The sequence below is a fragment of the Cytobacillus sp. FSL R5-0377 genome (assembly GCF_038004385.1).
GTDB lineage: Bacteria > Bacillota > Bacilli > Bacillales > Cytobacillaceae > Cytobacillus.
Genome location: NZ_JBBORA010000001.1, coordinates 2,787,962 through 2,800,527, shown reverse-complemented (window position 1 = coordinate 2,800,527; position 12,566 = coordinate 2,787,962). Strand labels below are relative to the sequence as shown.

The 12,566-nt window shown below is 42.2% G+C and carries 13 protein-coding genes; 4 read left to right on the top strand and 9 right to left on the bottom strand.

From position 1 onward, the window contains the following. Nucleotides 1–82: 82 nt before the first annotated feature. On the top strand, nt 83–1,012 hold the full coding sequence (locus NSQ49_RS14380) for a DUF1672 family protein (RefSeq protein ID WP_251283389.1): 930 nt from the start codon (nt 83–85) through the stop codon (nt 1,010–1,012). A gap of 143 nt (nt 1,013–1,155) precedes the next feature. On the opposite strand, the gene NSQ49_RS14375 is transcribed toward NSQ49_RS14380, so the two are convergent. Then, a complete protein-coding gene (locus NSQ49_RS14375; protein WP_251283390.1) occupies nt 1,156–1,647 on the bottom strand; it encodes a hypothetical protein in 492 nt (163 codons plus the stop codon). 331 nt (nt 1,648–1,978) lie between these two features. Here NSQ49_RS14375 and NSQ49_RS14370 point away from each other — a divergent pair, with 331 nt between their 5' ends. Next, on the top strand, nt 1,979–3,187 hold the full coding sequence (locus NSQ49_RS14370) for a C40 family peptidase (RefSeq protein WP_251283391.1): 1,209 nt from the start codon (nt 1,979–1,981) through the stop codon (nt 3,185–3,187). A 41-nt stretch (nt 3,188–3,228) separates the two neighbouring features. Here the strand turns inward: NSQ49_RS14370 and NSQ49_RS14365 are convergent, their stop codons facing one another. The 6 genes from NSQ49_RS14365 to pgsB all read right to left on the bottom strand — a co-directional run bounded on the left by NSQ49_RS14365 (nt 3,229) and on the right by pgsB (nt 8,593). Next, nucleotides 3,229–3,939, bottom strand: coding sequence for a poly-gamma-glutamate hydrolase family protein (locus NSQ49_RS14365; protein ID WP_251283392.1), 711 nt, complete (start codon nt 3,937–3,939; stop codon nt 3,229–3,231). Nucleotides 3,940–4,001: 62 nt separating this feature from the next. Further along, on the bottom strand, nt 4,002–4,151 hold the full coding sequence (locus NSQ49_RS14360) for a CapE family protein (protein ID WP_201306497.1): 150 nt from the start codon (nt 4,149–4,151) through the stop codon (nt 4,002–4,004). Between the two features lie 4 nt (nt 4,152–4,155). Further along, a complete protein-coding gene (locus NSQ49_RS14355; protein WP_251283393.1) occupies nt 4,156–5,724 on the bottom strand; it encodes a gamma-glutamyltransferase family protein in 1,569 nt (522 codons plus the stop codon). 19 nt (nt 5,725–5,743) lie between these two features. Beyond that, a complete protein-coding gene (locus NSQ49_RS14350; protein WP_159863156.1) occupies nt 5,744–6,934 on the bottom strand; it encodes a CapA family protein in 1,191 nt (396 codons plus the stop codon). Nucleotides 6,935–6,947: 13 nt separating this feature from the next. Next, nucleotides 6,948–7,397, bottom strand: a complete 450-nt coding sequence (pgsC, locus tag NSQ49_RS14345; protein ID WP_159863157.1) for a poly-gamma-glutamate biosynthesis protein PgsC — start codon at nt 7,395–7,397, stop codon at nt 6,948–6,950. A gap of 14 nt (nt 7,398–7,411) precedes the next feature. Continuing rightward, nucleotides 7,412–8,593: a poly-gamma-glutamate synthase PgsB gene (gene pgsB / locus NSQ49_RS14340; RefSeq protein WP_159863158.1), complete on the bottom strand. Its 1,182-nt coding sequence runs from the start codon at nt 8,591–8,593 to the stop codon at nt 7,412–7,414. Nucleotides 8,594–9,195: 602 nt separating this feature from the next. Here pgsB and NSQ49_RS14335 point away from each other — a divergent pair. Both NSQ49_RS14335 and NSQ49_RS14330 read left to right on the top strand, forming a co-directional pair. After that, nucleotides 9,196–9,720: an AAA family ATPase gene (locus NSQ49_RS14335; protein WP_159863159.1), complete on the top strand. Its 525-nt coding sequence runs from the start codon at nt 9,196–9,198 to the stop codon at nt 9,718–9,720. A 45-nt stretch (nt 9,721–9,765) separates the two neighbouring features. Continuing rightward, nucleotides 9,766–10,302 (top strand): NUDIX hydrolase, encoded by a 537-nt coding sequence (locus tag NSQ49_RS14330; protein ID WP_159863160.1) that lies wholly within the window; start codon nt 9,766–9,768, stop codon nt 10,300–10,302. Nucleotides 10,303–10,511: 209 nt separating this feature from the next. Here NSQ49_RS14330 and manA read toward each other — a convergent pair whose 3' ends face one another. Further along, nucleotides 10,512–11,468, bottom strand: a complete 957-nt coding sequence (gene manA, locus NSQ49_RS14325) for a mannose-6-phosphate isomerase, class I (protein WP_159863161.1) — start codon at nt 11,466–11,468, stop codon at nt 10,512–10,514. Nucleotides 11,469–11,475: 7 nt separating this feature from the next. Then, nucleotides 11,476–12,342, bottom strand: a complete 867-nt coding sequence (locus NSQ49_RS14320; protein WP_159863253.1) for an ROK family protein — start codon at nt 12,340–12,342, stop codon at nt 11,476–11,478. Nucleotides 12,343–12,566: the final 224 nt, after the last annotated feature.

The window sequence follows — 12,566 nt, the reverse complement described above, 5'->3', positions numbered from 1 at the left end:
GGCAGCCCGGTTTTTCTATTTAATATTTAACTAATTTGCAGATTTAATTTTCTTTATTCCTACTAAGGAGGCACGTTATCTCATGCACAAGAGCACAAAAGTTTTACTCTGCAGTGCTGGAATATCTTTAATGCTTGGAGGATGTTCTGGTATTAGCAGCACGTATAACAATCAAGACAGTGAAAAAGCTAAGGTCCCCTCTGAAGCCACAATGGTAAGTGTTCAGGAGTATACCGGAGAAGGCTATGCACTTCCGGATGGCAAAGGGACGGATAAAATCGCTGATGATCATTTTGCTCAAATAGAGGAAGCTGCTATCAAGTTTTTTAAAGAGAACTATAAGACGGCCGTAACCGTTCATAACGTAGTTGGTGCTAGGGATGGGGCTACTGTGTTTGTAGAATCCAAAGGTGAGCCGCATTTCTATACGTATGCAGCAGTTCCAATAGATAAAACATCCGAAAAAGTGGATCTTAGTAAAATTCAAGCTGATGAATATCAGGTTCAAAACTCCATCCAAGGCGGTTTATATCATATGATTTTCAAAGAGGAATTTAATCAGCTGGACACTTACCTCCATTCACTTGCCGAAAAGGAGAAAATCACCGGGAAAACTGAAGAGGCTTTGCAAAACGTGGGCGGGCATGGCTTTATGACACCTTATTATTTTATTTCAACAGCTTCCGAGGACGCAGCCATTAAGCCCGTGTATGACCTATACATAAAAAATCCTGAGGAAAGCATTGATAACCTAAAGGCTGGCTACGATGAAAGCTTATTCGATAAAGAAAACTTTCAGATTAATATCCAGTTATTCATGAAGGATAAACAATCAGACCCTAGTAAAGAGATATTTAATGAAGTTACAAGTGACCTTGAAGAAATGAAAAACATCCCTAAAGGAACATATAGCTTCTATTTGAACGATAATTATATTCATGCAGAATCATCAGAAGGTGCTAAAGATAATTCCCTGAAGCGGGCTTTTCCCAACTATATTATTAAAGAATAGAAGCAGCTAAATAATGGTCTATTTGCAGGCTTTGGGCGGCTATTTACAAATTTCATTCTCTATTCACCATACCGCCCAAGCCTGCAGCCTGTATGCTTCCTTTATAAAAAGCACAGTTCAATCAAACGTTTGATTGAATTATACTAGCCCTCCAAATGCTCTTCTATCAGCTCTCTAAAAAGCTCATTCAATTCCTTATTCTTCTGCCTCTTAAGCCATTCCACCTGGTTTATGGGCAGGTTTAGTTTAAGTGTGATTTTTTCATTCGGCATCTCGATCTTTCGAATCTCCTCCAGCGTAATGCCAGCTTCAATATCGGGAAAGTCCGACTGATCCTCTCTTATTCTCTTGAGTCCTTCATAGGCCTCTTCCGGGTCCGCTTCGCAAACTAAGCTCAGCCGGGGCAACTTTCCAGGCACAACTTTTAGAAACATAAAAGAGCTGATCTGCCCGCCGTCTTCCAATTCTATTTCTGTGATTAAACTTTCCCTGTCTTGATATTTTCTTAGAGTCACTTCGCTTACAATCATGTCTACTTCCAATGTACTTCCGGAAGACGATTCAAAGATATAGATAGAACTGCTAAATATATAGATTTCTTCCCCATCAAGATTTATCGATTTTATAGCAGACATCCTTGTTCCTCCATAAAATTCTTCAAAACTATTTTTTTATATTCTCTATTAATTTAACATACAAAGCCCAGCGCTACTACGGTTGCCTCATGCAGTCCCTATTATTCAGATTTTCCCCTTCTATTCCAATAACTACTAAAAAAATAGGGTATAGTCCCGATAACAATAGTATGATATGCCACTGATTACGAAATTCATATAAAAGGAGGCAAGGATTTTTCCTGACACTTAGCCTTTTAGTTGTTTCATGTTTCGGAAGAGTTATTTTGCAAATGCACACTTCATCTTTATCATGCATAAAAATTATTAATAATGACAGGGAGTTGTCTACATGAACAAACTGCGCATCTGCTCATTCGCATTGATTGCCCTTCTGATCACAGCTTTCTTTTTCCTGCCAAGCACGCAGGCATCAGATAAGGTTCATACCGTTTCGTCCGGCGATACCGTTCAGTCCATCGCTGCCAAATATAAAATATCACCAGTTCAGCTTATGAAGCATAATGGATTGCCTGATGAAAACCTCTATCCTGGCCAAAAGCTGCAAATTAATTCTGCGACTTATAAAAGTGCCCAATATCAATGGTATGAACGGGGCAGGCAAATTGCAAGCTACGCCAAAACGTTTGACGGTTTTAAGAAGGAGATGGGCGAAGAGTCTCCTGAAAAAGGGTTTGATTCCAGCGGACTTATTTATTGGACCCTCTCACAGCAAGGGATCCCTCTGGATCGCTCGACCAATGAAGGATTTTACAAGCTGGGAATGGATACAGCCTCCCCAAAAGCCGGGGATCTGATATTCTTTGTAAAAAAGGATAAGACCGGAAAAGTAACGGAAGTGATGACAGGCGGAATATACCTTGGAGACCAGCAGTTTGTCCATTCCGGATATGGATCTTCAGCCGTTAAAGTAAAGTCTGTGTCTGACAATTGGTTTAAAGACTACAGTTACGTCTTTAAAACCTTCACACCTAAAGGAGAACATATTGTTCAAAACGGGGAGACATTAAGCAGTGTAGCAGCAAGATATAATAAGTCGGCTGCTGCTGTAAAAATACTAAATGGACTTCCGTCTGACATCATCCTTGAAGGGCAATTTTTGCAGGTATATAATGAGCCGCTTTTCCCTTTCTATTCTGAAGAGGATGCTGCTTATGATAAGGCCATCGATGTTATCAAGTATGCCTACACATTTAGAGGCTATGAATATGTATGGAGCGAGGAGAGCCCTGAAACAGGCTTTGATTGCAGCGGTCTCCTTTATTATGTTATGAAGCAGCATGACTTGCCTATCACCCGTGAATCCGCGGCATCCTATTCAAGTATGCTGGATGTAACTTCTGAGCCGAAAACCGGGGATTTCATATTCTTTGAAAATACCGGCTCCCGCACAGGCGTTACACATGTTGGCATTTATCTTGCTGAAGGCTATTTCATTAATACAACAGAGAGAGCCGGGGTGCACATCTCTCACCTATCCTCATCCTTCTTTACTGAAAAGTTTCACAGTTACGGGGATATCAGCTCTCTTATTCAATAAGAGCCAAAAAAAGACTGCCTAAACTCACTAGGCAGTCTTTTTTAATCCAGCTCTTTTTCTTTATATTTCTCTGTTGCTTTTTCCAGTGCCTTTAAGAAATCTTTATAGTTTTCGGTCTGCTGCTTTCGGTTGTTCATGGCAAAGTCACGGTCTTTAAAGAAGCTTTTCCTGAGCTTGGTTGAAAGCTCCAGCTGCACTCCCCCGCCCTTTTTGCCGCGGTTTACAATGTTTTTCTTGCCTGTTCCGCCAAGCCGGTCAGGTGCATCTTCCACATCAAACCCTGCATCATCAAGGGCATCTTTTACTAACTTCATATACTTCTTATTTCTGCCGCCAACATAGACCTTTTCGTCATTCACATCACGGTGGCCATGTATTGAAAGGCTAGTTATGGCCTTTTCCGCCATTTGAACACCTGCTGGCTCATCATAAAGAGTAGATGTTATATGGAGAATACTGTTGTCTTTCGGCTTCAGCCCCTCAAAGATATAGGTGCTGGCATCAAGCCTTTCACCCAAATCCTCAGCCAATTCGCCGGTACCGATTTCAATATTGCCCCCATGTATCGCAAAAATGGCCACTTCCGGCTTACGCTCGTAAATCTTGATCCGATAATCGATATTCTCTTTTTCATATTTCTTCAATTCAGCAAAGCTGCGATATTCTTCAGGTCCCGAATTGCCGGGCAGCAATGATTTGATGAGAAGTATCAGCAATATAATAACGATGCTAAAAAGACTTATGCGCAACATGGAAAAAACTCCTTACTATAAGAAGAAGTAAGCAGATGAGTTCCGCTTACTTCTATGACTTTTTATGCTTGTCCATTTTGATGCTGCTCAATTTTTTTCTGTTCATCAGGTGTTAACGTATCTGTGCGCTTAAGTGTGTTCATTGTGAATAATAATGTTCCAACAAGTACGACTGGCAAGATCCATCCTGTTACTTTTTTTACTGTGTTCATGTCCCTATTTCCCCTTTTCTTGTTCTGCTCTCCAAATGCCGCTTCTCCGCGGGTCACCCGCACCGGACATTGTTTTTTCTTTTAGGCTCATAATGAGCCCCTGAACTCCCCCATAAAACATAGGAGAAGATTTATGGATAACCTGATAACCCCTATTCTCTAACTCTGACAAAACATCCTTAGGTAATTCAGATTCCGTATAGATTATGCTGTTTTCAAATGTAAAACGGTCAAGATTCACCATTTCCTGAAGATCCCCTTCTCCCTTTGCATAGGAGTAAATCACCTGCATAAGGATCTGCGGAATTCTGTTTCCGCCAGGCGAACCAATCCCGATGACTTCATCAGGGCTGATCATGACAGTAGGGGCTGTAAACGTTCTCGACCGCTTATTGGGTGCTTCCCCATTGATTCCGCGATTTGCGAAATTCTTCAGCTGGTCATTCAAAAAGAATCCATTTGTATACGCCCCGGAACCAAAATAATTACTTAAGGTGTTGGTCGCGGAAATCACCGTTCCCTCCTGATCCATGACAACAAAGTGGGTCGTGCTCTCATGCTCTTCCTCTTCTTCCTCAGCATACTCGCTATCTTTAGCGAGCTTATCCTCGAGAATTGAAATGTGTTCATCTGTGATATATTTTGAGATTTCCCCTGCAGTTACGCCGTCTCCAATATGGACCCGGCGATCTTCATAGGATACTTTTGCAATCTCACCGATTCTGTCAATATAATCCGCCTGGTTCCGCGAATTCAAGCCGGTCTCCTCCGCCAGCTTCAGCATTTGAAGCAGGGTTGTTCCCGAAAAAGGCGGGGGAGCCGTGAATACTTCATAGTCTGCAAATGACCCTTGGACAGGCTCTGTATGCTTCACCTTATATCGCTTAAAATCATCAAGCGGAATGCCGGTTTTCGCTTTGACCGCTTTTGCAATATCCCCCTGATAAAAGCCTGCACTGCCTTTTTCCTGAATCGTTCTCAGCGTTTTGGCCAGATCCTTTTGAATAAGAATTTCCCCGGGCAGTATGGCTTTACCGTTAGGATAGAAGATTCTCGTATTATCTGAATACACTCTGTATTTGGCTGTCTCCAGCCGATGGGAAAATCCCCGGTCAACCGCGAACCCTTTTTCGGCATACTCTACGGCCGGACCGATCAGTCTTTTCATATCCATCGTGGCGTATTGTTGATGGATTACCTCCATCCCGGCGACCAGTCCGGGAACACCGAAGACTCCGCTGCCGTTATAATTTGAAGGAGAGATTTCCCTGTAATCGATAAAGTCAGGCTCACCTTCAGCAGGAATGATCAGCATTCCCCCGCCGCCTCCAATTCCTGAGGCGAACGGTTCTACAACGCCCAAGATGTAGGAAATGGCAATGGCAGCATCTGCTGCATTGCCTCCATTCTTCAAGACATCCATCCCGACATCTACCGCAATCGGATGTGAGGCACTGACCCCATAGAATGCTTCCGTTTGTTTTTCCAAAGTGCTTTTTTCAGGGGACACGTTCGTACAACCGGTTAACAGGCAAACAGAAACAATCAGCCGCCAAAAAGTTCGGTTTCTCAATACGGTGCCCCCTTAAAGATTAATTTTCTTTTTCCTGCCTTTTTTTCATGCGATCAATTACATGCTTATGATTGGCAATAATCTCGATTTTATTATCCTTCTTGGACCAATATACATTTTCAGCGGTTTCTTTCGTTAATTGATTAAACACCCGAAGCTGGTCAAAATAGCCTGTGGCCAGTCTTGGGGCAGCTTCTTCTATTTGAAGAGGAATCACATCGATTGATGCTGTACCATCTTCCGTCAGGTTATACTGGACCATCGCAGAATCCTTTGTACGGGTCCACCCCTGATCAAATACGAAATTGCCTAAGCTGTAAAAGATGATTCCATCTTTGTATACATCAAACGATTGAAGCACATGGGGATGATGCCCGATGATGATGTCAGCCCCGGCATCGACCATTGCTTTCGCCAGCGCTTTCTGGCGGGGAGTGGCTTCCGTGTCATACTCCTGTCCCCAGTGGACATTAACCACAACCAAATCGGCATTTCCATGGTCTTCATTTTTTGCCTTTTCAATCATGTCAAATAACACATCAGGATTTGCGCTCAATAGACCGTTTCGATCTTTTGTCGCAATCGTCCCCTCCACAAATGCGTCGGTGAAACCAAGCGTTGCCACACGAACACCATTTACATCCTGATAGTTGATATGCTCTTTGGCTTCTTTGCGGTTTTCTCCTCCGCCGACATACTCCATATTGTAGCGGTCAAACACATCCAGGGTGTCGCGAAGTCCTTCTTCCCCATAATCCATCAAGTGGTTATTGGCAAGGTTCATGACCGTAAAGCCTGCATTTTTAACCGCATGGATGGCATCCATATCAGTGCGCAGGTGAATGCTTTTTTCTGCTTTTTCATATTTATTAACATCATCTTTTAAGATGGGATGCTCAAAATTCCCGCTCACATAATCGGAAGCATCAAAATACGGCTTTACATGACGGAATAAATAATCTGCTCCATGCCTTTTCGTCACTTCTTCCACATGCCGCCCCATCATTACATCGCCGACCATCGTCATCGTCAGCTTCTGATCTTTCCGCGGCTCTATATCCTTCACTTCATCTGTTCTTCCAATCCATGTCGAAGCGACCAGGAAGATAACCAGAATAGGTAAAACAACAGCACTATAGCGAAGGTTTTTATACTTCGTTCTTTTGATAAAAATAAGCAGTTTTTCCTGAAAATTTAAGGTTCGCTTCATTCCATTCACTTCCCTAGAACAAGTAGTACACGTTCATGATTCCGAACGTTAAACCGGATAACAGAAGCGTACTGCCAAGCGTTAATGGCATTCCTTGTTTTTGAATTGTGTTGGCGATTAATCCTGGTACAATGATCCCGATTCCGCGGAATTCAAAGATCTCAAATGGCATGACCGGGTAAAAATAATCCAGTATCAGCTTCAGGCAAATCCCGGTTATCAGCATGGCAGCAAATTTTCTTCTGCCATATAAAATCACCCATCGGCCAATGCCGTGTGTCACAATTAAATAAGTTAAGATACTAATCAATAAGACCACAACCATAAATACGGGCTGGTTAAAAACCAGTGCTAAATATCCAGGCACAACAAGGCCTGCAGGCAAGACACCTGTTTTTTCTGTAAAAATAAGACTTAGTGTTACCCCCAAAACAAGGGCAACATATAAATCGGCACCAAACATTTGTATCCCTCCCCTTAACTTGCTTTTCTTTTAATATCCATTCCTTTAATGGCATCGATCAGCGGCTCTGCTGAACCATGAATATTTCCGACCCCATAAACAATTCTGTTTTCCAAATAAGTCTCAAGTTCAGCCATAATTTCTTCCGTTGTATAATCTTCCAGATCCAAATACACTTTTGTATCCAGCTTGCCTTCCGCATGAGCATCTGTGATCGGCTCAGTTGTCTGGCCTATGGCCACCACAACCTCTGATTTAATATAAGGAAGAACATCACGTGCAAACTGTTCCGTGCGATCCACCCGGTCTGCACGGCAGTTCATGATGACAATTGGTGATTCTGTGCTATACCCCAGCGTGCTCACACGCTCCCAGATTCTTAAAGTAGATGACGCATCATTGGCTGCAAAGCCATTCACAAAGAAGGACGGATTGGCATTGTCGCCAAAACGGGTAATCCTCATTGCCCCGGGGTCAGGATGTGCATTCAGCATTCCCCGGAATGCCGTTTCTTCATCAATTCCAAGCGCCTCGGCCACAGCCAATGCAAGGGACGCATTATCAGGGAATACCATGTAATCAAATTTACGCAGGAATTCCTCTGTAATTCTGGAGTTATCCGCTACAATCACTTTCGTGTTCCGTTCCTCTGCAATTTTCCTGAACAGGTCCAGATACTCACTCTCGATTGTAACCAGGTGGCCATTATAAGGAATGGTTGCTGTAAAAGCTTCCGCCACCTCATCAAGAGTAGGACCCATCACATCCATATGGTCCTCAAGCACATTCACGATAACGCCGATATTGGCCTGGATCATTTTGTTCTGAAAGGTCAGCTGATAATCCGGCTGTACAGCCATACACTCACAAACAAGCGCTTCAGTTCCGAGTTCAGCCACCTCTTTGACAACCCGGCGCTGCTCACCGATATTGGGACCTTCCGGCCGACGCTTAATCGGTTTTTCTTCATCTGTATGCCAGTAGATCATCCGGGCTGAAGTACCCGTGGTTTTACCGACTGTTTTATATTCCGCCTCTTGAATCACACCAGTGATCAGACGGGTAACAGTCGACTTACCGCGTATACCGTTCACATTTACGCGGACCGGGATTGAATCCAGCCTCTTCTGGTGCTTTCGCTGCTCAACAATTCCATAGATTACGAGGAATAACGCACATATTATGATGAGAGCCATTTGAACAACCTCTCTTTAGATTTATTTTTAACACTGTACAAGGCTACATGGTTTCAAACCTGTATACAACCCGGAAATTATACTAAAATACTAAATAGGTCTTCTATAACCACTAACGACTCTGACGGGGTTTCTAAATCTTTTTGCATTGGTACTTTATTATTAGATAACTATTAAACTTTGTATTTATATGTTTATATTTCTTTAAATGTAAGGAAACTGGTATCTTAATATAATTTGGGTTTGAAGTATAATTGTGTAATTTGAAGGGTTTTTTAGTTATTATGTAATCCAAAGAAGCCCTGCAGAATCTCTGCAGGGCTTCCTTAATCGTACTATTTAGCTAAACCGTTCACTTTTTTCATTTTCCCTAGACTGTAAGTATGACTTGGGTTCAGGTAATGGCGCTTCCCCAATCCATTTGTTTATATATAATTTTCCTTTGACCTATCACCCATACCCTCCATATAATTGTCTTTGTATATACGATTAATGGCCCCAATTAAAATCAGAGGGTTTTGCTATCAGGTCTTTCTTTGTCCGAAAGAATGCAAAAATTCCAACTTCACTTTGAATTTGTTATCAAAAGAAAGGAGATGCTAATGAATACAACCAAAGAAAAAACCGTTTATTTGATTTCAGGCCCCTGTGGAGTCGGTAAATCCACCCTTGCCAAACTGCTGGCTCAAAACATACAAAAAAGTGCTCTTATCAAAGGAGATGACTACTTATCCATGTACGGAGAAGGGTCTGAACCACCTTGGGCTGAGATGTTAGCCATCATGTGGAAAAATATCCTCTCGACCACACAAATACTTATTCAGCACGACTACAGTGTTATTATCGATACGGTTGTTGAAGATGAGCTGGAATGGTTTTGTAAACATTTTGCCCATCAGAATCTCCATATTAAATATGCAGTTTTACGAGCGGATGAAAACAAGTTAATCGAACGCTTAAAAAAACGGGGAGATCCACAGTTAATAGACCGTTCCCTCTTTTTGCTGGAACAGCTGGAAAACACACCGGTTAATACGCCATATCTTTATGATACTTCACATAAAAAGCCAGCTGAAATCGTAAAGGATATTATTAACCTTTCACAATTTAACTTGGTCACTCAATAGCAGTTCATAAGAGATTTCACTTAAAGAAGGGTGGAGCTGATTGTATTGGAATGGAAAATTAATCAAACCAGAACAGAACAAGTATCCCGATTTGAAATAATAGAAGAATCGGTTACCTTGCCAAATGATACAGAATTCGATTTTTCTTATATTAACTTTGCCAAAGGTGTCTGTATTTTGCCGATTACTGATGATAGGAAGATTCTTTGTATCCGCCAATATCGTCATGCGGTAAAACAATGGCAATGGGAATTGCCTGCAGGAATGATTGACAATGAAAAGGACGATCCTCTTTTGACTGCAAAAAAAGAGTTAGAGGAGGAAACCGGTTATCAGGCACAGAAATGGATTCCATTTGGAAGTTTTTATCCATCACCTGGCTCAACTTCGGAAGAAATCTACCTATTTGCTGCCACTGGCCTTAAGGAAACCGAGCAAAGGCTGGAACCAACTGAGTTCATTGATTTATATGCACTTGAAGCAACTGAACTATATGATTTAATCAATAAAGGAGAATTTCAGCATGGTGCCGGAATGGCTGCCATTTTAAGATACTTAGTAAAGAAGGAATCACTTCTCTGAACATGTATCTGTTCCACCCGCGGAAACCTAAGAACTCCTTCAGCTTAAGCTTTTTTCAGCTTCGAGGAAATCTATTATTTTTCGGGAAATAAAATGTTTATTCGCCAATTTTCTTCCTGATTAGGCAACAGATATCGCCCGGCGGTCTTATTTCACTAAAACAAAAAACCTTGCCGCTAATCAGCAAGGTTTTTCTTATTATTGAAGTCTTATGGATGTGAAACGATAAGCTCACATTCTCCGCTTACTGTAAATTCCCCCATACCCACTGGTAAAATAACATGGCTGCCCTTTTTAAATGAGTAGCTTTCCCCATTATGAGTGAGAGAGCCTTCTCCTTTAATGACACTCAAAAGCAGGTATTTGTCTTCAAAATTAAATGCTGCGGACCCTTTAACATCCCATTTATAAACAGAGAAGAATTCAGATTGTACAAACGCTGTAATCTCAGCATCATCCCTCTTCTCTACCTTGGGAACACTCTTGGAATCCTGGTGCGGGACAGCTGTAACATCAATTGCCTTATCCAGGTGAAGGTCACGCAAGTTCCCTTGATCATCTCTCCGGTCATAGTCATAAACACGGTAGGTGGTATCAGAGCTTTGCTGTGTTTCTAGTACTAGTGTCCCTTCACACAAGGCATGAATAGTTCCGCTTGGCACATAGAAAAAGTCACCCGGCTTGATTTTCACTCGGCGAAGAAGTTCATTCCAATTCCCTTCTTCTATCTGCTCCACCAGTTCTTCTTTTGTATTGGCGTTATGGCCGAAAATCATGTCTGCATCTTCTTTACAATCAATGATATACCAGCACTCCGTCTTTCCCAGCTCTCCATTTTCATTAGCCATTGCATAGGTGTCATCAGGATGCACCTGAACGGACAGATCCATATTGGCATCGAGGATCTTTGTTAATAGCGGAAATACTTCTCCTTGGGGATTGCCAAAAATTTCAGGGCTCTCTTTCCAAAGCTTATCGAGGGTTTTCCCTGCAAATGGACCATTCTCGACTTCAGATGGCCCATTAGGATGAGCAGATATTGCCCAGCATTCACCCGTTTTATCACTTGGAAGGCTATAGCCAAATTCCTTTAATGCTGTTCCTCCCCAAATTCTTTCTTTAAATACCGGCTTTAAAAATAGTGGTTTCACAGTTGTTTCCTCCATATTTAAATTAGTTTTGTTCTATTAACGCACGTTTAGCAAGCAATAGGGAGCCAGTAATGCCGGCCCGATCTCCTAATCCAGGGCTTACAATATAGTCCGATAGCTCAGGCAGTGATACATACTCCTTCAACAGCTCCGGCAAATATTTATAGATCGATGAAAACACTTGAGATTGATTCATGACACCGCCGCCAAGGATAATCTTCTTCGGTGAGAGAATTAAGATATATTGCATGAGTGCTTGTGCGATATAGTATCCTTCCAAATCCCAGACTTCTTTCCGGTCTGCCAAGTTCACCCCTTTATCTCCCCAGCGCTCTTCAATGGCTGGACCCGCAGCCAGCCCCTCCAGGCAATCGGCATGGTATGGACATTTCCCATTATACGCATCATTTGGATGACGCCGGACTAGAATATGACCCATTTCAGGATGTGAGTGACCTTGCAGCAGATTCCCCTGAACAACCGCCCCTGCACCGATACCTGTTCCTACAGTTATATATAAGCAGCTATCCAGACCCTTTGCTGCACCAAGGGTTGCTTCGCCTAATGCAGCAGCATTTACATCTGTATTAAAACCTGCAGGTACCCCAAATGCCTCTTTTATTACTTGCAAGAAAGGATAATTTCTCCATTCCATTTTAGGGGTAGAGGTAATGCAGCCATAGGTCTGGCTATCCGGATTTACATCGATCGGTCCGAACGAACCAATACCAATGGATTCTATATCAAATTGCTTAAAGAACTCAATAACCCTTGTCATGGTTTCTTCCGGAACTGTAGTAGGTATTTGAATGGAATGCTCAATAACACCCGTTTCATCCCCCACAGCACAAACAAATTTCGTCCCCCCGGCTTCTATTGCTCCCAGCATATCGACCATTCCTCCCAATAAAAAATGAATTTCCCTGTTATCATTTGAGCTCGCTATTACCTTCGGCTTTCTCCAAATGAAATAAAGTGTCGGTACCATTATGACATAGACTATAGGAAAAATACTAAAGGATATAGGTAAAAGCTGTTCAAGATTATAGTAGTTTTTCATGCCTAAAAACAGAAAGACACCGATAATTCTTCCATCCCCGGGCAGATCTTCAG

What these genes read in the sequence shown, in the direction of transcription:
- manA (WP_159863161.1), bottom strand. Translation starts at nt 11,468, where the DNA reads ATGGAGGAAACAACTGTGAAACCACTATTTTTAAAGCCGGTATTTAAA.
- NSQ49_RS14380 (WP_251283389.1), top strand. Translation starts at nt 83, where the DNA reads ATGCACAAGAGCACAAAAGTTTTACTCTGCAGTGCTGGAATATCTTTA.
- NSQ49_RS14365 (WP_251283392.1), bottom strand. Translation starts at nt 3,939, where the DNA reads ATGTTGCGCATAAGTCTTTTTAGCATCGTTATTATATTGCTGATACTT.
- NSQ49_RS14375 (WP_251283390.1), bottom strand. Translation starts at nt 1,647, where the DNA reads ATGTCTGCTATAAAATCGATAAATCTTGATGGGGAAGAAATCTATATA.
- NSQ49_RS14370 (WP_251283391.1), top strand. Translation starts at nt 1,979, where the DNA reads ATGAACAAACTGCGCATCTGCTCATTCGCATTGATTGCCCTTCTGATC.
- pgsB (WP_159863158.1), bottom strand. Translation starts at nt 8,593, where the DNA reads ATGGCTCTCATCATAATATGTGCGTTATTCCTCGTAATCTATGGAATT.
- NSQ49_RS14350 (WP_159863156.1), bottom strand. Translation starts at nt 6,934, where the DNA reads ATGAAGCGAACCTTAAATTTTCAGGAAAAACTGCTTATTTTTATCAAA.
- NSQ49_RS14360 (WP_201306497.1), bottom strand. Translation starts at nt 4,151, where the DNA reads ATGAACACAGTAAAAAAAGTAACAGGATGGATCTTGCCAGTCGTACTT.
- NSQ49_RS14320 (WP_159863253.1), bottom strand. Translation starts at nt 12,342, where the DNA reads ATGCTGGGAGCAATAGAAGCCGGGGGGACGAAATTTGTTTGTGCTGTG.
- NSQ49_RS14335 (WP_159863159.1), top strand. Translation starts at nt 9,196, where the DNA reads ATGAATACAACCAAAGAAAAAACCGTTTATTTGATTTCAGGCCCCTGT.
- pgsC (WP_159863157.1), bottom strand. Translation starts at nt 7,397, where the DNA reads ATGTTTGGTGCCGATTTATATGTTGCCCTTGTTTTGGGGGTAACACTA.